This window comes from uncultured Streptococcus sp. (genome assembly GCF_963518475.1).
Classification (GTDB): domain Bacteria; phylum Bacillota; class Bacilli; order Lactobacillales; family Streptococcaceae; genus Streptococcus.
On sequence record NZ_CAUQJA010000009.1, the window covers coordinates 58,058 to 80,186 of the forward strand.

13 protein-coding genes are annotated in these 22,129 nt (G+C 42.9%); 1 reads left to right on the forward strand and 12 read right to left on the reverse strand.

What is annotated here, in order from left to right; genetic code table 11:
* Positions 1-50 precede the first annotated feature (50 nt).
* The 8 genes from RYK12_RS05235 to rpoB all read right to left on the reverse strand — a co-directional run bounded on the left by RYK12_RS05235 (position 51) and on the right by rpoB (position 12,116).
* Positions 51-1,307: a competence/damage-inducible protein A gene (locus RYK12_RS05235; protein ID WP_314847459.1), complete on the reverse strand. Its 1,257-nt coding sequence runs from the start codon at positions 1,305-1,307 to the stop codon at positions 51-53.
* An 89-nt stretch (positions 1,308-1,396) separates the two neighbouring features.
* Positions 1,397-2,449 (reverse strand): biofilm formation/cell division transcriptional regulator BrpA, encoded by a 1,053-nt coding sequence (gene brpA / locus RYK12_RS05240; RefSeq protein ID WP_000239273.1) that lies wholly within the window; start codon positions 2,447-2,449, stop codon positions 1,397-1,399.
* Between the two features lie 7 nt (positions 2,450-2,456).
* The gene (locus RYK12_RS05245) at positions 2,457-2,975 is read right to left on the reverse strand and encodes a GNAT family N-acetyltransferase (protein WP_314847461.1); all 519 of its coding nucleotides are present in this window, start codon (positions 2,973-2,975) and stop codon (positions 2,457-2,459) included.
* On the reverse strand, positions 2,965-3,408 hold the full coding sequence (gene tsaE, locus RYK12_RS05250) for a tRNA (adenosine(37)-N6)-threonylcarbamoyltransferase complex ATPase subunit type 1 TsaE (RefSeq protein ID WP_314847462.1): 444 nt from the start codon (positions 3,406-3,408) through the stop codon (positions 2,965-2,967). Before tsaE ends, RYK12_RS05245 begins: the two co-directional genes overlap by 11 nt.
* Before the next feature lie 95 nt (positions 3,409-3,503).
* Complete coding sequence (locus RYK12_RS05255) at positions 3,504-4,133, reverse strand: competence protein (protein WP_261120328.1); 630 nt, start codon at positions 4,131-4,133, stop codon at positions 3,504-3,506.
* 133 nt (positions 4,134-4,266) lie between these two features.
* Positions 4,267-4,689 (reverse strand): nucleoside-diphosphate kinase, encoded by a 423-nt coding sequence (gene ndk, locus RYK12_RS05260; RefSeq protein WP_084928885.1) that lies wholly within the window; start codon positions 4,687-4,689, stop codon positions 4,267-4,269.
* A 108-nt stretch (positions 4,690-4,797) separates the two neighbouring features.
* Positions 4,798-8,475: a DNA-directed RNA polymerase subunit beta' gene (rpoC, locus tag RYK12_RS05265; RefSeq protein WP_314847466.1), complete on the reverse strand. Its 3,678-nt coding sequence runs from the start codon at positions 8,473-8,475 to the stop codon at positions 4,798-4,800.
* Between the two features lie 32 nt (positions 8,476-8,507).
* Positions 8,508-12,116: a DNA-directed RNA polymerase subunit beta gene (gene rpoB, locus RYK12_RS05270; RefSeq protein ID WP_084864756.1), complete on the reverse strand. Its 3,609-nt coding sequence runs from the start codon at positions 12,114-12,116 to the stop codon at positions 8,508-8,510.
* A gap of 448 nt (positions 12,117-12,564) precedes the next feature.
* On the opposite strand from rpoB, the gene RYK12_RS05275 reads away from it, so the two are divergent.
* Complete coding sequence (locus tag RYK12_RS05275; RefSeq protein ID WP_314847472.1) at positions 12,565-16,461, forward strand: pullulanase; 3,897 nt, start codon at positions 12,565-12,567, stop codon at positions 16,459-16,461.
* A 99-nt stretch (positions 16,462-16,560) separates the two neighbouring features.
* On the opposite strand, the gene RYK12_RS05280 is transcribed toward RYK12_RS05275, so the two are convergent.
* From RYK12_RS05280 to RYK12_RS05295, 4 genes are all read right to left on the reverse strand, one after another.
* On the reverse strand, positions 16,561-17,610 hold the full coding sequence (locus tag RYK12_RS05280) for an LLM class flavin-dependent oxidoreductase (RefSeq protein ID WP_314847475.1): 1,050 nt from the start codon (positions 17,608-17,610) through the stop codon (positions 16,561-16,563).
* Between the two features lie 117 nt (positions 17,611-17,727).
* On the reverse strand, positions 17,728-19,536 hold the full coding sequence (gene glmS, locus RYK12_RS05285) for a glutamine--fructose-6-phosphate transaminase (isomerizing) (protein WP_261029423.1): 1,809 nt from the start codon (positions 19,534-19,536) through the stop codon (positions 17,728-17,730).
* Between the two features lie 191 nt (positions 19,537-19,727).
* On the reverse strand, positions 19,728-21,107 hold the full coding sequence (gene bglA / locus RYK12_RS05290; RefSeq protein ID WP_261185063.1) for a 6-phospho-beta-glucosidase: 1,380 nt from the start codon (positions 21,105-21,107) through the stop codon (positions 19,728-19,730).
* Positions 21,108-21,205: 98 nt separating this feature from the next.
* The coding region (locus RYK12_RS05295; RefSeq protein ID WP_314847478.1) for a YbaK/EbsC family protein at positions 21,206-22,129 on the reverse strand (924 nt) is incomplete at its 5' end.

Sequence of the window (22,129 nt, forward strand, 5' to 3'; positions counted from 1 at the left end):
TTCTCCTACATTCTAATGGTCCTTAGACCTATCTACTATTATATCAAAAGTTAGTCACTTAATAAAGCTTTGCGAACTAGGTTAAAGGCATGCATAACCGCAATGTGACGTACATCTGCTCGACTTCTGCCTCCAATATTGACCTTGATGACCTCAGTTCCATGCTTTTGAGCCAATCCTATGAAGACTGTCCCAGCTGGATGTCCTTCTAGGCTATCTGGTCCTGCTACTCCAGTCAAACTAATGCCAAAATCCGACTGGGTCTTGCTTCGTGCCTGCTCAGCCATCTTCTGAGCTGTAAATTCAGACACCACACCATGTTCTTCCAAATCCTTGACAGGAATATCCAACATTTTTGATTTTTCCTCCAAGCTATAGGTCACAAAACCACCCTTAAATATACTTGAAGCTCCTGAAAAATCCGCTACATTGGCTTGGAAAAGCCCTGCCGTCAAACTCTCGGCTGCAGTGATGGTTTTCCCTTGCTTTTTCAGCTTTTCTACCACAATGCTGGCTAAACTAGTTTCTTCCCCATAACCATAACAAAGGTCTCGTAAAGAAAGGCCTTCGAAGGTCTGACGATCCAAGATTTGATTTTCCAAGATATCCAGCGCTTGATTCGCCTCTTCTTGACTGCTAGCCTTTGTTGACAGACGCAGAGTGACTTCTCCTGTCTTAGCATAAGGGGCCAAGGTCGGATCTGTTTGATTATCAATCAAATCAGCCAAAATCGTCACCAGCTGACTTTCGCCAATCCCAAAGAAACGAAGAACTCGGGAATATAGCTTACTCCCTGTCATCAACTTGGGTAGAAGTTGGTTTAAGACCATGGGTTTTAATTCACTTGGTGGACCTGGAAGGACAACGTAGGTCACTCCATCGACTTCCAATATTCCTCCCACAGCCAGTCCTGTTTCGTTGGGCAGCGGAGTCGCTCCTTCTACAATTTGAGCTTGTCTTTCGTTATTCGGTGTTCGGGCATAGTCTGGTCGCTGGGCAAAAAAGACATCCAACTTCTCCTGTGCCTGAGGATCGAAGACTAATGCTTTCCCTAAGAATTTAGCCAAAGTTTGTTTGGTCAAATCGTCCTCAGTTGGCCCCAAACCACCTGTTAAAATCACCAGATTGCTCCGTTGACTGGCAATTTCGAGCAAAGACAAGAGACGAGCTTCATTGTCTCCTACAGCCGTCTGAAAATATACGTCTACCCCAATCTCTGCTAGTTTTTCCGATAAAAACTGAGCATTGGTATTGACAATCTGCCCTGTCAAAATCTCTGTTCCAACAGCAATGATTTCTGCTTTCATGTTTCCTCCTACCTATCTATTCGTATTTTTTTGAAAAAATCGCAGGAAATTTCCCACGATTGATTTTTTTATTTTTATCAACAAATGAACTATTCTACTTCATTTGTTACAAAGACACCTTGTTGTTGATTCTCCCCATCACCAACAGGCACCCGTCCAAACAAATCTTCAAATAAGACAACATTTGTTTCCAGCTGAGTGACTTCTTCTTGTCCCAAAGAACGTCGCAATATATTCTGCATTTCCAACATATGCTCTCTCGAAACAATCTGGTAAGAAATCCCTTGCAACATCTCTCCCTCACCCTTCAACTGTTGTGATTCAATGGTTTTAAATGAATCTTTATAGCCCAACAAGCTTGGAATACTTTTCGCAGATAAATCAATATTAGTCTGCATATTAGTGCTTAAAGCTTTTAAGATAGACTGATAGTGACTAACGCTATTCAAACTAAGAACTTTTTCAACAACCTTTTGAATGACTTCACGCTGACGCTTCTGACGTCCGTAGTCTCCTTCTGGGTCTTGATAACGCATGCGGGAATAAACAAGCGCTTCTTCTCCATTTATTGTCTGTTCTCCAACACCAATAGAAATGGTGTTAAATTCTTCTTGGTCACTAATAGAAATTGGGAAACCTAGTGTATTATTAACCGTAATCCCCCCCACTGCATCTACTAATTGTTGCAATCCTTGCATATTAACCATAATGTAGCGATCGATATGGATATTCATCATCTTTTGAATGGTTGAAATAGCTAACTCTGCACCACCACCAGCATAGGCAGCGTTTAACTTCGCTTCCTCAATCTGGCCATCTTTATGCTGAATTTTAGTCAGGATGTCACGTTCCAAACTCAACATCATGGTTTTCTTAGTATGTGGATTCACCGTCAAGAGAATCATGGAATCACTATTTCCAGCCCATTGATCTGTACGCTCTACATTCCCAGTATCAACCCCCATCAAAAGAATCGTTAAGGGTTCAGTCGCCTCAATAACATTGGTTTCTTCTCCGATTTTTTTATAGGTTTTTGATAAGGTTTGTGTACCTTGCTGATAAATAGTATAAGCAAAAACACCCACACCCAAAACCGTCACAGCTAGAAAAGCTAGCACCATTCCAATAATTTTTTTAACCATATTTCTATTAATCTATCAGCCTACCCATCAGGTAAACATCGATAAATTCCCCTTCTTCTATGTACGCACCGCGCTCTTGTCTACCTTCAATTACAAAGCCATGTTTTTGATATAGATAAACTGCAGCCTGATTACGAGTTTGGACAGTAAGTTGAAGTCGACGAAGAATGCCACTAGCCTGTGCCCATTCTATGACTTCTTCAAGTAACAAACTTCCCAGCCCATTATTCCAATATTTCTTACCAATCACAATAAAGAGATCTCCAATATGACGAACTCTCTTGCGTTGATCAGCTGTGATATTTACAAGACCAGCAATTTCATCATTCAGCAAGGCCAGTATAGTGATTTGATTTTCCGAGTGAGCATGTTTATCCAAAAACAACTCCATCTCAGTATCTGTCATCAAAATGCCATTCCTGTCCAGACTGGTAAAATCTGTTTCTACACTGACACGATTTAAAAATGTCACTAATTCAGCCGCATCACTAGGTTCTGCTTCTCTAATGAGCAATTCATACTCCATGTTGAAGCTCCTCTAAGAGTTTTTCTGCACGCAAACCCTTTGCTTGGAAATGTAATCTGCGACCGTCTTCTTCTTTTAGAATTTCCAATTCTAAATAGGTATCTGGTAAGGCATCACCTAAAAGATGTCCCCACTCGATGACAGTTACCCCACCACCAAAGAGAAACTCATCCAAATCAATAGAATCCGCATCTCCCTCAATACGGTAAACATCTAGGTGGTAAAGCGGAAGACGACCTTCATACTCTCTTACGATAGTGTAGGTTGGACTCTTAATCATCTGAGTAATCTGTAACCCTTTAGCAAGACCTTTTGTAAATGTCGTTTTGCCTGCTCCAAGTTCACCAGTTAAAATTAAGACATCATTCTTTTCTAATAAATAGCCCAAACGTTCAGCTAAGGACTGTAACTCTTCTTCGTTTTTAGTGTACATGTTTCTATTATACCAAAAAGTTGTCCTTTGTCTAGGTATTATCTATGAATTCCATATTATAAATTGTAAAACTAGAACTATCTCTTTTTTTGTTCTTAAAATAGAAACAGCAAGAAGACAACTAACAAGATATCTCTCATCAAATGACTGTAAAATGAAACTTCCCAGCGAATGACTTTTGGCACCAACAGTCCTAGAAATAGCATTCCCAAGGCAATATAAAAGGTCATGGACAATAGCATCCAAGGATTTCTGAGAAAGATTAGAGTAGCTAGTCCACTAATAAAACAGATTTCCTTCTTTCCTAAAATCTTTTTCAATCCATTTAAATACTTCTGAATCGGTAAAAAGACTAGCAAATCAATACCAAATAAGAAAAAGAAACTAGGTAGAAAGGCTTCCACAAACCCTTCTACGGATGTATTTCCTGCAAGGATATGCTCTATGACAATTAAGGCTAAACCCAAAATGTTTACTAAGAGCAAGAGACTATACAAGAATTGTTGCTTATCTTCCTTAAAAACTGAATAAGATTGATTTCCCTGTCCTCTATAGTAGTTTACCCCTGCACCAATACTGGCAAGGAGCAACATGCCAATTAAATAATAGAAGCAGTTTTGATTTAACATCAAGGCCCAAGTCGATAAACTTAAACAAGAACAGCTACTAAGTCCAAAAACCGTCAGCAATAACAAAACACGAATTTGCTTTTTCATTTTTTCCATCATTCTTCCTCCCTTACTTGCTCTTATTATAGGCTAGAAATCCTCCCCATTGCTAGAATATTTCTCAACTGTCAGTTTTCTACTCTAAAATGCAAAAAAGTTTGATGCAAGTAACCCTTACATCAAACTTTTACTACTTTCCGTCAAACCAAAGAGCAATTTCTCGCTTAGCTGACTCTTCTGAATCTGACCCATGTACAACATTTTGGATAGCTTGGTTTTCACTAGCAGCTTTTGCAAAATCACCTCGAATAGTTCCTGGTAAAGCTTCTTCTGGACGAGTCGCACCCATCATAGTCCGCCAAGTTTCGATTACTTTGGGGCCTGAAATGATACCCACAAGAACAGGGTCTGAAGTCATAAATTCACGAATCGGTGGGTAAAAACTTTGACCAACCAAGTCCTGATAGTGCTGATCAATCAACTCTTCTGAAACCTGTGAACGCAACTCCAATTTTTCGATTGTAAATCCACGTTGTTCAATGCGTTTCAACACCTCACCCACTAATCCTCTTTTTACACCGTCTGGTTTAATGATAAAAAATGTTTGTTCCATACCCGTCTCCTTTGTCAGCTTCTTTCTTTTATTTTACCACATTTCATGGAAAAATGGAGAAAGTTTTCAGAAAAGAGAAAGAGAACCCGAAGGCTCTCTCATTCTCTTTTATTCTACTGTTTCTTCCACAGTTTCAACGGCAGTATCCACAACTACTTCTGTTGTTTCTTCATTCCCTTCTTCCTCTACTGGAGGATTAAGGTATTCTTCTTCGTTGACAGCTTGTGGTTCAAGGTTACGGTAACGGGCCATACCAGTACCAGCTGGGATGATCTTACCGATGATAACATTTTCTTTAAGTCCAAGGAGATGGTCTTTCTTACCACGGATAGCCGCGTCAGTAAGGACACGAGTTGTTTCCTGGAAGGAAGCCGCTGACAAGAAACTGTTGGTTTCAAGTGAGGCTTTGGTAATTCCCATAAGGACTGGGCGACCTGTCGCTGGAACTCCACCTGCGATAAGGACATCTTTGTTAGCATCTGTAAAATCATTGATATCCATAAGGGTACCCATGAGAAGGTCTGTATCTCCTGGATCCATGACACGGACTTTACGGATCATTTGACGAACCATTACCTCGATGTGTTTGTCACCGATTTCTACCCCTTGGCTACGGTAAACTTTTTGTACTTCACCGAGAAGATAAGTTTCAACTGACAAGACATCACGAACTGCAAGGAGACGTTTTGGTTGGATAGAACCTTCTGTAAGAGCAGCACCACGCGCTACTTGGTCTCCAACTTCAACACGCATACGAGCGGTAAATGGAACGACGTACTCACCTTCGCCAGTTTCACCCTTAACAAAGACTTTCTTGGTACGAGTTGATGCATCTTCTTCGATAGCAGTAACTTGTCCTTTAACCTCTGTGATAACCGCTTCCCCTTTAGGATTGCGGGCTTCAAAGATTTCTTGGACACGAGGAAGACCCTGAGTGATATCGGTATTTGAGGCAACCCCACCCGTGTGGAAGGTACGCATTGTAAGCTGTGTACCAGGTTCCCCGATAGATTGGGCAGCGATTGTACCGACTGCTTCACCAACTTCAACCGCATCACCAGTCGCCAAGTTGATACCGTAACAGTGACGGCAGACACCGTGACGAGTGTTACATGTAAATACGGAACGGATAGTCACTTCTTCCACACCAGCATTAACAATTTCACGCGCCTTGTCTTCTGTAATCAGCTCGTTTGGACCGATAATCACTGCACCAGTTTCTGGGTGTTTAACAGTTTTCTTAGTGTAACGACCGTTGAGACGCTCTTCGAGTGACTCGATCATTTCTTTTCCTTCTGCGATAGAGCGGATCAAAAGACCACGGTCAGTTCCACAGTCGTCCTCACGGATGATAACGTCTTGGGCAACATCAACCAAACGACGAGTCAAGTAACCTGAGTCGGCTGTCTTAAGGGCCGTATCGGTCATACCTTTACGGGCACCGTGAGTTGAGAAGAACATTTCGAGTACTGACAAACCTTCGCGGAAGTTTGAAAGGATTGGCAATTCCATGATACGTCCGTTCGGAGCTGCCATCAGACCACGCATACCGGCAAGCTGTGAGAAGTTTGAGATGTTACCACGGGCTCCAGAATCCATCATCATAACGATTGGGTTCTTAGGATCTTGGTTGGCAATCAAGCGTTTCTCTAGTTTTTCACGGGCAGCACGCCATTCAGCTGTAACGGCATTGTAACGCTCGTCGTCTGTGATCATACCACGACGGAATTGTTTGGTGATTTGTTCTACACGTTTATGTGATTCTTCAATGATTTCAGCCTTGTCATCAACGACTGGGATATCGGCAATACCCACTGTCAATCCTGCAAGAGTTGAGTGGTGGTAACCGAGGTTCTTCATACGGTCAAGTAGGGCAGAAGTTTCTGTCGTACGGAAACGTTTGAAGATTTCAGCGATGATATTTCCAAGGTTTTTCTTCTTGAATGGGGGGGTGAGTTCAAGTTTGCTGATTGCTTCCTTGATATCTCCACCAAGTGGCAAGAAGTATTTAGCTGGAACACCTTCTGTCAAGTTGGCATTGTTTGGTTCTTGCAAGTATGGTAGACCCTCTGGCATGATGTCGTTGAAGAGGATTTTACCAACTGTTGTAAGCAAGACCTTGTGTTTTTGCTCTTCTGTCCAAGGCTTGTTGAGGCTGTCTGTTGCGATACCAACACGTGAGTGAAGGTGAACATAACCATTACGGTAAGCCATAACCGCTTCGTCACGGTCTTTGAAGACCATTCCTTCACCTTCACGACCAGCTTCTTCCATCGTCAAGTAGTAGTTGCCCAAAACCATGTCCTGAGATGGAGTAACAACTGGTTTACCATCTTTCGGGTTCAAGATATGCTCAGCAGCGAGCATCAAGATACGAGCTTCTGCTTGGGCTTCTTCTGAAAGCGGTACGTGGATGGCCATTTGGTCCCCGTCAAAGTCGGCATTGTAGGCTTCACAGACAAGTGGGTGCAAGCGAAGGGCCTTACCATCAATCAAGACTGGCTCGAAGGCTTGGATACCCAAACGGTGAAGGGTCGGTGCGCGGTTCAAAAGTACTGGGTGTTCTTTAATTACTTCTTCAAGAATATCCCAGATACGCTCATCTCCGCGTTCCACCAAACGTTTAGCTGCTTTGACGTTTTGCACGATATCACGGGCAACAATTTCACGCATCACGAATGGTTTAAAGAGCTCGATTGCCATTTCACGTGGCACACCACATTGGTACATCTTAAGAGTTGGACCAACGGCGATAACGGAACGTCCTGAGAAGTCAACACGTTTACCGAGCAAGTTTTGACGGAAGCGTCCTTGTTTACCTTTAAGCATGTGGCTCAATGATTTCAGTGGACGGCTACCTGGCCCTGTGATTGGACGACCACGACGACCATTGTCAATCAAAGCGTCAACCGCTTCTTGAAGCATACGCTTCTCATTTTGAACGATGATACCTGGTGCATTCAACTCAAGCAAACGAGCCAAACGGTTGTTACGGTTGATAACACGACGGTAAAGGTCGTTCAAGTCAGATGAGGCAAAACGGCCACCATCCAACTGCAACATTGGACGAAGATCTGGTGGAATAACCGGAAGGATGTTAAGAATCATCCATTCAGGTTTGTTTCCAGACTTGTAAAAGGCATCCAAAACATCCAAACGACGGATGGCTTTGACACGTTTTTGTCCAGTAGCTGTTTTCAACTCTTCTTTGAGTTCAGCAATTTCTTTTTCAAGATCTACTTGTTTTAAAAGGTCTTGGATAGCTTCGGCACCCATCTTGGCAACGAATGATCCATAACCATATTCACGCAAGCGCTCACGGTATTCGCGCTCTGTCATGATAGACTTGTGCTCAAGTGGTGTATCCTTAGGATCGATCACCACATAAGCCGCAAAGTAGATAACTTCCTCGAGGGCACGAGGACTCATATCAAGGGTCAAGCCCATACGGCTTGGAATCCCCTTGAAGTACCAGATGTGAGATACAGGAGCTTTCAATTCGATATGTCCCATACGCTCACGACGAACTTTCGTACGCGTTACTTCAACCCCACAACGGTCACAAACAATCCCTCTGTAACGAATGCGTTTATATTTACCACAAGCACATTCCCAGTCTTTTGTAGGTCCAAAGATAACTTCATCAAAGAGTCCTTCACGTTCTGGTTTCAAGGTACGGTAATTGATTGTTTCAGGTTTTTTGACTTCTCCATAAGACCATGAACGGACTTTACTTGGAGAAGCTAGGGTGATTTGCATACTTTTAAAACGATTTACATCAACCACTATTTCTTCCCTTTCTATTCTAAGTGAACTGCTTATTCTTCAGCAGCTTCTTCTGTTGCTTCCGCTTTTGTTGCTTTCTCAGCTTCTTCAGCTTCAAAGGCTGCTTTAGCCTCTTGTGCTGCTTTTTCGCGGGCTTTTTCAAGGTCATCTACGTGGATGACATCTTCGTCCATTCCTTCATCCAAGTCACGAAGTTCCACTTCTTGGTCATCTTCGTCTAGGACACGCATGTCAAGACCAAGAGATTGCAATTCTTTGACAAGAACTCGGAAGGATTCTGGAACACCTGGTTTTGGAATTGGTTTTCCTTTTGTAATGGCTTCATAAGCTTTCAAACGTCCGTTGATATCGTCAGACTTATAAGTCAAGATTTCTTGAAGGACATTTGATGCACCGTAGGCTTCAAGAGCCCAAACCTCCATCTCACCGAAACGTTGTCCACCAAACTGAGCTTTACCTCCGAGTGGTTGTTGGGTAACAGTTGAGTATGGTCCTACTGAACGCGCGTGCAATTTATCGTCAACCATGTGGTGGAGTTTGATCATGTACATGACTCCGACAGAAACACGGTTATCAAACGGTTCCCCAGTACGTCCATCGTAAAGGATTGTTTTGGCATCGCTATCCATACCAGCTTCTTTAACAGTTGACCAAAGGTCTTCAGAACTTGCTCCGTCAAAGACTGGTGTTGCGATGTGAATACCAAGAGTACGAGCAGCCATACCAAGGTGAAGCTCCATAACCTGACCGATATTCATACGTGATGGCACCCCAAGTGGGTTCAACATGATATCGACTGGAGTTCCATCTGGAAGGTAAGGCATGTCTTCTACAGGAACGATACGAGAGACAACCCCTTTATTTCCGTGACGTCCGGCCATCTTATCTCCGACCTTGATCTTACGTTTTTGAGCGATGTAGACGCGAACCAGCATATTAACACCTGATTGCAATTCATCTCCATTTGCACGTGTAAAGATCTTAACATCACGAACGACACCATCGGCACCGTGTGGTACACGAAGAGAAGTATCACGCACTTCACGAGATTTATCTCCGAAGATAGCGTGCAAGAGACGTTCTTCAGCTGAAAGGTCTTTCTCACCCTTAGGTGTTACTTTACCTACAAGGATATCCCCTTCTTTAACCTCAGCACCGATACGGATAATACCCATTTCGTCAAGGTCTTTAAGGGCATCTTCCCCAACGTTTGGAATTTCACGAGTAATTTCTTCAGGCCCAAGCTTTGTATCGCGTGTTTCTGATTCGTATTCTTCAAGGTGGACAGATGTGTAGACATCGTCTTTCACCAAGCGTTCGCTCATGATAACGGCATCCTCGAAGTTGTAACCTTCCCAAGTCATGTAGGCAACGATTGGGTTTTGTCCAAGCGCCATTTCTCCATTTTCCATAGAAGGTCCGTCAGCGATGAAATCGCCTTTTTCAACGACATCGCCAACTTTTACGAGAGTGCGTTGGTTGTAGGCAGTACCTGAGTTTGAACGACGGAATTTTTGGATGTGGTAAACGTCCAATGAACCATCTTCACGACGAACTTCTACCTTGTCAGCATCTGCATAAGTAACTTTACCGTCATACTGAGCAATCACAGCAGCTCCTGAATCATGGGCTGCTTGGTATTCCATACCAGTACCAACGTAAGGTGCTTTAGGATTAATCAACGGCACAGCCTGACGTTGCATGTTGGCTCCCATAAGGGCACGGTTGGAGTCATCGTTTTCCAAGAAAGGAATACATGCTGTCGCAACGGCAACTACCTGTTTTGGTGATACGTCCATGTAGTCAACAACATTAGCTGGATACTCTTGGTTGACCCCTTGGTGACGTCCCATGACAACTTTCTCAGCAAATGTTCCATCTTCATTCAGACGAGAATTAGCCTGTGCTACAGTAAATTCATCTTCTTCATCGGCTGTCAACCAAACGATTTCGTTAGTAACAACACCTGTTTCACGGTCAACCTTACGGTATGGTGTTTGAACAAAACCATATTTGTTCAAGTGTCCGTAAGATGACAAGTTATTGATCAAACCGATGTTAGGTCCTTCAGGTGTCTCGATTGGACACATACGACCATAGTGAGTGTAGTGCACGTCACGAACTTCATATCCAGCGCGGTCACGTGTCAAACCACCAGGTCCTAAGGCTGACAAACGGCGTTTGTGAGACAACTCAGAAAGCGGGTTGTGTTGGTCCATGAACTGTGACAACTGTGATGAACCAAAGAATTCTTTAACTGCAGCTGTGACAGGACGGATGTTAATAATTTGTTGTGGTGTCAAGACTTCATTATCTTGAACAGACATACGTTCACGGACATTACGCTCCATACGAGAAAGTCCAAGACGTACTTGATTAGCAAGCAATTCACCAACCGCACGGATACGACGGTTTCCAAGATGGTCGATATCATCTACACGGCCAAGTCCTTCAGCCAAGTTAAGGAAGTAGCTCATCTCAGCCAAGATATCTGCAGGTGTTACGATGCGAACTTTATCATCTGGATTAGCATTACCGATGATCGTTACAACGCGGTCTGGATCAGTTGGAGCAACAACCTTGAATTTTTGAAGAACAACTGGCTCAGTTACAACCGCTGCATCATTTGGAATGTAAACAATCTTGTTCAAATCACCATCCAAATGGCTTTCAATACTTTCAATCACACTACGAGTCATGATTGTTCCAGCTTCTACCAAGATTTCTCCTGTTTCAGGGTCTACCAATGGCTCAGCAATAGTTTGGTTAAGCAAGCGTGTTTTAACATTGAGTTTTTTATTGATTTTGTAACGACCAACTGCTGCCAAGTCATAACGACGTGGGTCAAAGAAACGAGCCACAAGCAAGCTACGTGAGCTTTCAGCAGTCTTAGGCTCACCCGGACGAAGGCGTTCGTATATTTCTTTTAAAGCTTCGTCGGTACGAGAGTCCATTGGGTTCTTATGGATATCTTTTTCAACAGTGTTGCGAACCAATTCGCTGTCCCCAAAGATATCAAAGATTTCATCATCTCCTGAGAAACCAAGCGCACGAACCAAGGTTGTAAATGGAATCTTACGAGTACGGTCGATACGAGTGTAGGCGATATCTTTTGAGTCGCTTTCAAGTTCCAACCAAGCTCCACGGTTAGGGATAACAGTTGAACCATAGCCCACTTTACCGTTTTTATCAACTTTGTCGTTAAAGTAAACACCTGGTGAGCGGACCAACTGAGATACGATGATACGTTCACCACCATTGATGATGAAAGTACCCATTTCTGTCATGATTGGAAAATCGCCAAAGAAAACTTCTTGAGTTTTGATTTCGCCAGTTTCTTTATTGATCAAGCGGAAGGTTACAAAAATTGGTGCTGAGTAGCTAGCATCGTGGATACGAGCCTCTTCTAGCGTGTATTTTGGTTCCTTGATTTCATATCCAACAAATTCCAACTCCATTGTGTCTGTGAAGTTTGAAATTGGCAATACATCTTCAAATACTTCCTTCAGACCATGGTCTAGAAAATCTTTGAATGAGTCAGTTTGAATTTCAATCAAATTTGGTAAGTCAAGAACTTCTTTGATTCTTGAAAAACTACGACGGGTACGATGTTTCCCGTATTGAACGTCATGTCCTGCCAAGATGATTCTCCTTTGTAAATAAGTTCCAAGCCTTGTCAATCAGGCTTTTCTAATCGTCATATGGTTTTAAAAACCCCTATCACCGTGTCCTCTTGATGAATTTTCAGAATCTTTAAGTCTTTGTTACAAACACGCGAAATCCTGAAAAAAAGCACAAAAAGAGCAGCTAAATCTGACTTTTTCAGAAGATTTAACTGCTGTGAGCCTTGTCTGGACAATATTTCAGACAAAACCTACGACAAATGATTATTCATATTATACCCTATTTAGCTAGATTTTTCAAGGGGTTTAACAATTTTTTGACAAAATCTTTTCCTATAAGAAAGACTGGCTAAATCGTAGCAAAATTTGTTGCGATTTTTCTTTTAGTTTAATTTTAGGAAAACGCTTGCATCTCATTTTACTAAGTGCTATACTGATATAGAAATTTATTTATTGGAGAATCATTATGAGAAAAACACAATCTCACACTGAGAAAAAAATGGTTTACAGCATCCGTTCACTCAAGAATGGAACTGGTTCTGTCCTTATTGGAGCAAGCTTTATTCTACTTGCCATGGCTACACCAACTATCTCAGCCAACGAAAATACTACAACCACTAACTCAAGTATTAGTGAAACTACTACTGCCCTTACCCAACCTCTTACTGATGCAACAAACATCGCTGGCAAGAACGAAAGCGATTTTTCTTCACCCGATAGTGCAAACGCTTCCCTAAAGAAAACAGAAGAAAAACCTGCAACAGAGCCAACTACTCCTGCTGCAACTCCCGCCGATTCAGCCCCACAAACCGGACAAGATCGTTCAAGTGAACCAACTACTTCTACGAGTCCAGTAACGACTGAAACTAAGGCAGAAGAACCAATAGAAGACAACTACTTCCGTATCCATGTCAAAAAGCTTCCTGAAGAAAACAAGGATGCTCAAGGACTATGGACTTGGGACGATGTTGAAAAACCATCTGAAAACTGGCCTAACGGAGCCTTGTCCTTTAAGGATGCCAAAAAAGATGACTATGGCTACTACCTAGATGTCAAATTAAAGGGAGAACAAGCCAAGAAAATTAGCTTCCTCATCAATAATACAGCTGGGAAAAATCTAACCGGCGATAAATCGATAGAAAAACTGGCACCAAATATGAATGAGGCTTGGTTGGACCAAGAACACAAGGTTTTCTCTTACGAGCCACAACCTGCAGGAACTATTCGCGTCAACTACTACCGTACAGATGGCAACTATGACAAGAAATCTCTCTGGTACTGGGGAGATGTGAAAAATCCAAGTAGTGGTGAATGGCCTAACGGAACAGATTTTACGGCTACAGGCAAATATGGTCGCTATATCGATATTCCACTCAAAGATGCAGCTAAAGACCTTGGATTTTTATTACTAGACAGAAACAAACAAGGAGACGATGTGAAAATCCGTAAAGAAGATTATAAGTTCACAGATTTGAAAAATCATAGCCAAATTTTCCTAAAAGATGATGACGAAACCATCTACACCAACCCCTACTATGTGCACGATATCCGCATGACAGGAGCCCAACACGTAGGCACTTCTAGCATTGAGAGTAGTTTTTCAACACTTGTCGGTGCTAAAAAAGAGGATATCCTCAAACACTCCAACATCACTAATCACCTAGGAAATAAAGTAGCTATCACCGATGTTGCAATCGATGAAGCTGGTAAGAAAGTGACCTACAGTGGAGATTTCTCGGACACAAAACATCCTTATACCGTGAGCTACAACGCTGACCAATTCACTACCAAAACAAGCTGGCGTCTGAAAGATGAGACTTACAGTTATGATGGCAAACTTGGAGCTGACCTAAAAGAAGAAGGAAAACAAGTTGATTTAACCCTTTGGTCACCAAGTGCTGACAAGGTTTCTGTCGTTGTCTACGACAAGAATAACCCTGAAAAAGTGGTTGGAACTGTCGCTCTTGAAAAAGGGGAAAGAGGAACTTGGAAACAAACTCTAGATAGCACAAACAAACTCGGAATCACAGATTTCACTGGATACTATTATCAATACCAAATCGAACGTCAAGGTAAAACTGTTCTTGCACTCGATCCTTACGCTAAGTCCCTCGCTGCTTGGAATAGTGACGATACCAAGATTGACGATGCCCATAAAGTGGCTAAAGCTGCCTTTGTAGATCCAGCTAAACTAGGACCTCAAGACTTGACTTATGGTAAGATTCACAACTTCAAGACTCGTGAAGATGCCGTTATCTACGAAGCTCATGTGCGTGACTTCACTTCAGATCCTGCCATTGCAAAAGACTTGACCAAACCATTTGGTACCTTTGAAGCCTTCATTGAAAAACTAGACTATCTCAAAGACTTAGGTGTGACCCACATCCAGCTCCTTCCAGTCTTGTCTTACTACTTTGTCAATGAATTGAAAAACCATGAACGCTTGTCTGACTATGCTTCAAGCAACAGCAACTATAACTGGGGATATGATCCTCAAAACTACTTCTCCTTGACTGGTATGTATTCAAGCGATCCTAAAAATCCAGAAAAACGAATCGCAGAATTTAAAAACCTCATCAACGAGATCCACAAACGTGGTATGGGAGCTATCCTAGATGTAGTGTATAATCATACAGCCAAGGTCGATATCTTTGAAGATTTAGAGCCAAACTACTACCACTTTATGGATGCTGATGGGACACCTCGAACTAGCTTTGGTGGTGGACGCTTGGGGACAACCCACCATATGACCAAACGACTCCTAGTTGACTCTATCAAATATCTAGTTGATACCTACAAAGTGGATGGATTCCGTTTCGATATGATGGGAGACCATGATGCCGCTTCTATCGAGGAAGCGTACAAGGCCGCACGCGCCCTCAATCCACACTTAATCATGCTTGGTGAAGGTTGGAGAACCTATGCAGGTGATGAGAACATGCCTACTAAAGCTGCTGACCAAGATTGGATGAAACATACCGATACAGTCGCTGTCTTTTCAGATGACATTCGTAACAACCTCAAGTCTGGTTATCCAAACGAAGGTCAACCTGCCTTTATCACAGGTGGCAAGCGTGATATCAACACCATCTTCAAAAATATCATTGCTCAACCAACCAACTTTGAAGCTGACAGCCCTGGAGATGTCATCCAATACATCGCAGCCCATGATAACTTGACCCTCTTTGACATCATCGCCCAGTCTATCAAAAAAGACCCAAGCAAGGCTGAGAACTATGCTGAAATCCACCGTCGTTTGCGACTTGGAAACCTCATGGTCTTGACAGCTCAAGGAACTCCGTTTATCCACTCTGGTCAGGAATACGGACGTACTAAACAATTCCGTGACCCAGCCTACAAGACTCCAGTATCGGAGGATAAGGTTCCAAACAAATCTCACTTGTTGCGTGATAAGGACGGCAATCCATTTGACTATCCTTACTTCATCCATGACTCTTACGATTCGAGTGATGCTATTAACAAGTTTGACTGGACTAAAGCTACAGATGGAAAAGCATATCCTGAAAATGTCAAGAGCCGTGACTATATGAAAGGGTTGATTGCCCTTCGTCAATCTACAGATGCCTTCCGACTTAAGAGTCTCCAAGATATCAAAGACCGTGTCCACCTCATCACTGTCCCAGGTCAAAATGGTGTAGAAAAAGAGGATGTAGTGATTGGCTACCAAATTACTGCTCCAAACGGTGATATCTACGCAGTCTTTGTCAATGCGGACGAAAAAGCTCGCGAATTTAATTTGGGAACTGCCTTTGCACATCTCAGAAATGCTGAAGTTTTAGCAGATGAAAACCAAGCAGGGCCAGTCGGAATTGCCAACCCGAAAGGACTTGAGTGGACTGAAAAAGGCTTGAAATTAAATGCCCTTACAGCTACTGTTCTTCGAGTCTCTCAAGGCGGTGCCATTGTTGCCCCAGCTATGGAAGAAAAACCAGAATTTGATCTTTCTAGCTTAAAACAAGAACACGGTCAAAATAACAGCCAAGACAATATGTCAAACCGAGTAGTCAAACCGGAACAACAAACTCCAGCTCCACAAACTAAACCTGATTCTGCAAAATCAGATACAAAAGTAGCTGATGCGGAAAATAAACCTAGCCAAGCTACAAACGATTCACAAGCTCAACAACCAGCACAAGAAGCACAAGCATCATCTGTAAAAGAGGCGGTTCAAAACGAATCGGTAGAAAACTCTAGCAAGGATAATAGACCTGCACCCCTAGCTAAACAAGCTGAACTTCCAAATACAGGAACCAAAAACGATCACAAACTCCTGTTTGCAGGAATTAGTCTCCTTGCCCTTCTAGGTCTCGGGTTCTTGCTAAAAAACAAAAAAGAGAACTAAACTAGCCCTCCTATAGAAAAATCCCCCAAGCATTATAGCTCGGGGGATTAATTTTTGTACAATATTTGTTGTCCTAATAAACTTGATTAGGATTTTTTATTAAGCCTCTTTCATGGCAAAATAAGCCCGTACTTTGGGGGCAACTTGTGTGCCGAAGAGTTCAATAGCTCTCAGGACTTGTTCATGAGGCATGGAACCAAGCGGTAGGTGGAGCATGAAGCGGTCCAATCCTAAATTCTCAATCATACGAATTAATTTTTCTGCCACCTGATCTGGATTGCCCACAAACATAGCACCATTTGGTCCAACTTGCTCCAAATATTGCTCATAACGCAATTCCTGCCAGTGCGGACGGTCTTTGGAAATAGCATCCACCACTTGCTTGGTCGGATGGAAATAATCTTTCACAGCCTGCTCGCCATCCTCAGTAATCCAGCCCCAAGAATGAGCTCCAATCTTTAGTTCATGACTGGCATGGCCTGCTTCGCTCCCAATCTCACGATAAGCCTGAATCAATTTTTTAAAATAACGAGGATTACCACCGATAATGGCATAGACAATCGGTAGGCCTGCCTGAGCAATCTTCACTGTTGATTCGACATGACCACCTGTCGCTATCCACAAGGGTAATTTTTCCTGAACTGGACGAGGATAGACTTCTTTGCCAGAGATTGTTTGGGTCAAGCGACCTTGCCAATCTAGTTTTGTCTTTTCATTGACTAACTGAAGCAAATCTAATTTCTCATCAAAAAGAGCTTCGTAGTCTTTCAAATCATAGCCAAACAGAGGAAATGATTCCGTGAAAGAACCCCTTCCAGCCATAATCTCCGCACGTCCATTTGACAAAGCATCAATAGTGGCATACTGTTGGAACAAACGAATCGGATCCATGCTCGAGAGAATGCTGACTGCACTGGTCAAACGGATTTTCTTGGTATTGACTGCCCCAGCTGCCAGGACAATCTCTGGAGCTGATACTGCAAAATCTGCTCGATGGTGCTCACCAATACCATATACATCCAAACCAACCTTGTCAGCCAGTTCAATCTCTGCCACCAACTGACGAATGCGTTCGGCATGACTGTAAGTTTGCCCAGTCCCTTCAAGCTCCGTTGTTTCCCCAAATGTTGAAATTCCCAATTCTACCATTGCGATTCTCCCTGTCTATTTCTGTCCTTCAATTTGAAAAATTATTCTAACACGAATCTTGACTACAAGCAACCGATTTGCTCACAAAAAAAGCCTAGATAACTAGACTTTTTTAGATTATTCTACCGTTACTGATTTAGCAAGGTTACGTGGTTTGTCCACATCAAGGCCACGGTGGAGTGTTGCAAAGTAAGCGACCAATTGCGTTGGCACAACCATTGAAATTGGTGAGAGGTAAGGGTGGACGGTCGTAAGAACGATATCATCTGTATCTTTGGCAACATTTTCTTCTGCGATAGTGAGGACTTTGGCACCACGGGCTGCGACCTCTTGGATATTTCCACGAGTGTGGTTGGCAAGAACTGGATCTGACAAGAGGGCCAAGACTGGCGTTCCTTCTTCAATCAAGGCAATAGTTCCATGCTTAAGTTCTCCTGCCGCAAAACCTTCACACTGGATGTAAGAAATCTCTTTGAGTTTGAGACTTGCTTCCATGGCTACATAGTAATCTTGACCACGTCCAATGTAAAAGGCATTGCGAGTTGTTTCAAGAAGCTCACGAATCTTGGCTTCAATGGTTTCTTTCTCTGAAAGAGTTGATTCGATAGACTGAGCTACGATTGACAACTCATGAACTAAATCAAATGCTTGCGCTTTGGCATTGCCATTTGCTTCTCCGACTGCTTTTGCAAGGAAGGCAAGGGCTGCGATTTGCGCTGTATAAGCCTTAGTTGATGCCACGGCAATTTCAGGACCTGCATGAAGGAGCATGGTATGGTTAGCTTCACGTGAAAGAGTTGAACCTGGGACATTTGTCACTGTCAAGCTTGGGATTCCCATTTCATTAGCCTTAACCAAAACCTGACGACTATCCGCTGTTTCACCAGATTGGCTGATAAAGATGAAGAGTGGTTTCTTGCTGAGAAGTGGCATACCGTAGCCCCACTCAGATGAGATTCCAAGTTCAACTGGTGTATCTGTCAATTCTTCCAACATTTTCTTAGAAGCAAATCCTGCGTGGTAAGATGTCCCAGCTGCAAGGATATAGATACGGTCTGCGTCTTGAACAGCCTGGATGATAGCTGGGTCTACGACAACTTGACCAGCCTCATCTGTGTAGGCTTGGATGAGTTTACGCATAACCGTTGGTTGCTCATCGATTTCCTTAAGCATGTAGTAAGGATAAGTTCCCTTACCGATATCAGACAAGTCAAGTTCCGCAGTATAGCTAGCACGTTCACGACTGTTGCCATCATAGTCTTGAACTTCCACACTATCAGCCTTAACAATTACCAACTCTTGGTCATGGATTTCCATGTATTGGTTGGTTTCACGAATCATAGCCATGGCGTCTGAACAAACCATATTGTAGCCTTCCCCAAGACCAATCAAAAGTGGTGATTTATTTTTAGCCACGTAGATGACTTCAGGATCTTGTGAGTCAACCAAGGCAAAGGCATAAGAACCACGGATGATGTGAAGAGCTTTTTTGAAGGCTTCAAGAACTGACAAGCCATCTTCTTCTGCAAATTTTCCAATCAAGTGAACGGCGATTTCCGTATCTGTTTGCCCTTTGAAGTGGTGACCTGAAAGGTATTCTTCCTTGATTTCAAGGTAGTTCTCAATCACTCCATTGTGAACCAAGACAAAACGTTCTGTCTCAGAGCGGTGCGGGTGAGCATTGTCTTCCGTTGGTTTCCCGTGAGTCGCCCAACGAGTATGTCCGATACCAGTTGTACCCTCAACACCAGCTGTCTTAGCAGACAATTCTGCAATACGACCAACAGCCTTCACCAAATGGTTCTCAGCACCACCTAGGACAAAAATCCCCGCAGAATCATATCCACGGTATTCGAGCTTTTCAAGCCCTTGAATCAAAATATCAGTTGCATTTGTGTTTCCAACAACACCAACAATTCCACACATAGTATATACGACACAGGCCAGCTGTGCTTTCTCCTTAAAATTGGTATAGTCTAATTCCTCTTTTATAGAATCAGCAAAAACAGTATATACTTGTTTCTTTCACTTGTCAAGAGTAAAAATTGGTATAGTTCAAATTACGCTCCTGTTAGCAAAAGACTCTGACCAATTAGGATAATCAGTCAGAGTCCTTTTTAAAATCCATTATTCTCGCTTAATTCCTTGAACCAGTGCCCTGATTTCTTCAGACGACGTTCTTGCGTTTCCAAGTCTAATTCGACCAAGCCATAGCGATTTTTATAGCTATTGAGCCATGACCAACAGTCAATAAAGGTCCAGATTAAGTATCCTTTACAATTGGCTCCATCTTCAATGGCACGGTGCAGTTCACGAAGATGACCTTTTACAAAGTCAATACGGTAATCATCTTGAATCATTCCATTCTCACGGAATTTTTCTTCCCCTTCAACACCCATACCATTCTCTGTCAACATCCACTCAATATTGCCATAATTTTCCTTGATATTTTGGGCAATGTCATAAATCCCCTGCTCATAAATCTCCCAGCCACGGTGAGGATTGATTTTACGTCCAGGCATCACATAAGGCTCGTAAAAATGTTCTGGTAAGAGTGGACTCTCTGGATGCTTAGCAAATCGAGGTGCCATAACACGTAAAGGTTGATAGTAATTGACACCAAGGAAGTCCACCGTATTATCACGAATGATCTCCAACTCCTCCTCTGTAGCATCAGGCAAGAGACCGTGTTCATGCAAGATTTCTACCAACTCCTGTGGATAAGTCCCCAAAACAGACGGATCTAAGAAAGATTGGGCCTGAAAAAGGTCCGCAATACGAGCAGCCTTGACATCAGCAGGATGCTGGCTACGTGGATAAGCCGGTGTCAAGTTGAGGACAATACCAATCTTGGAATCAGGCAGAATCTCATGACATACCTTAACCGCAAGACTACTAGCCAGTTGCGTATGATAGGCTACCTTGACCGCCGCTTTGGCATCTACCTTGTGAGGATAATGGGCATCATAGAAATAGCCAAACTCTACAGGTACGATGGGCTCGTTAAAGGTAATCCATTGATCCACCAAGTCACCGTAAGTCTCAAAACAAAAACGAGCATAGTCTTCATAAGCCTTGACAGTTGCCTTATTTTCCCAGCCATCCCCGTCTTCTTGGAGGGCAAATGGCAGGTCGAAGTGATAGAGATTGACTAAAAGACGAATCCCCTTGGCCTTAATAGCCTCAAAGACCTGACGGTAGAAAGCCACCCCTTGAGGATTGACTTCTCCACGACCTTGCGGGAAAATACGAGACCACTGAATAGAAGTCCGAAAGGCCGTGTGACCAGTTTCTAACAGTAGCTCAATATCCTTTTCCCAATTTTCATAAAAGGTCGATGTCTTATCTGGACCAATCCCATTATAGTAACGATTTGGCTCCACTTGGTACCAATAATCCCAGAGATTATCTCCCTTACCGTCACCAGCTACACGTCCTTCTGTTTGTGGTCCAGAAGTAGAGGATCCCCAGACAAAATCCTTTGGAAATCTTAGCATACATTTACCTCTTTATCTAGTCATTTTTCCCATTATACAGAAAAAACAAGGTAAAAACTAGTTACATTTTTTCCTTGTTTTTCTTCTGATTATAGTTTTTATTTCTTGCTGAGGATTTCAAGCGTTTCAAGTAAGTTATCTGCATGAACTTCGATAGTATCACCAGTCGCTTTAATCTTAACTTCTACGATGCCATCGGCTGCTTTCTTCCCAACAGTGATACGGATTGGCAATCCAATCAAGTCACTATCGCTGAATTTGACTCCGACACGTTCGTTACGGTCATCTGTCAAGACTTCGTAACCAGCTCCCATCAAGCTTGCTTCAAGCTTTTCTGTCAAGGCTTGCGCTTCATCATCCTTGACATTGACAGTAATCAAGTGCACATCAAATGGTGCCAATTCTTTAGGGAAGTTGATTCCCCAAGCGTAACGGTATTCACCTTTTGGCGTTTTGTTAACAAAGAGGCGAGCGTGTTGCTCCATCACTGCTGAAAGGAGACGGCTGACACCGATACCGTAACATCCCATGATAATTGGCACAGCACGGCCATTTTCGTCCAAAACATCTGCTCCCATACTTGCTGAATAGCGAGTGCCGAGTTTGAAGATGTGACCAATTTCGATACCACGCGCAAAGTTAAGGACTCCTTGCCCGTCTGGGGAAATTTCACCCTCACGAACTTCACGGATATCCACATATTCTGCAGTAAAATCACGACCTGGATTCACACCGGTCAAGTGATAGCCATCTTCGTTAGCTCCCACAACTGCATTGCGAACATCTTGCACCTTACGGTCTGCGATGATTTTTACATTCTCTGGCAAACCAACTGGGCCAAGTGAACCGAATCCTGCTTGAACAACATTTGCCACTTCTTCTTCGCTAGCAACGTCAAAGAAATCTGCTCCCAAATGGTTTTTCAACTTGACTTCGTTGAGTTGGTCATTTCCAACTAGAAGGGCTGCAACAAGCTCACCATCTGCCATGTAGAAGAGGGTTTTAATTGTTTGTTCTTCTGG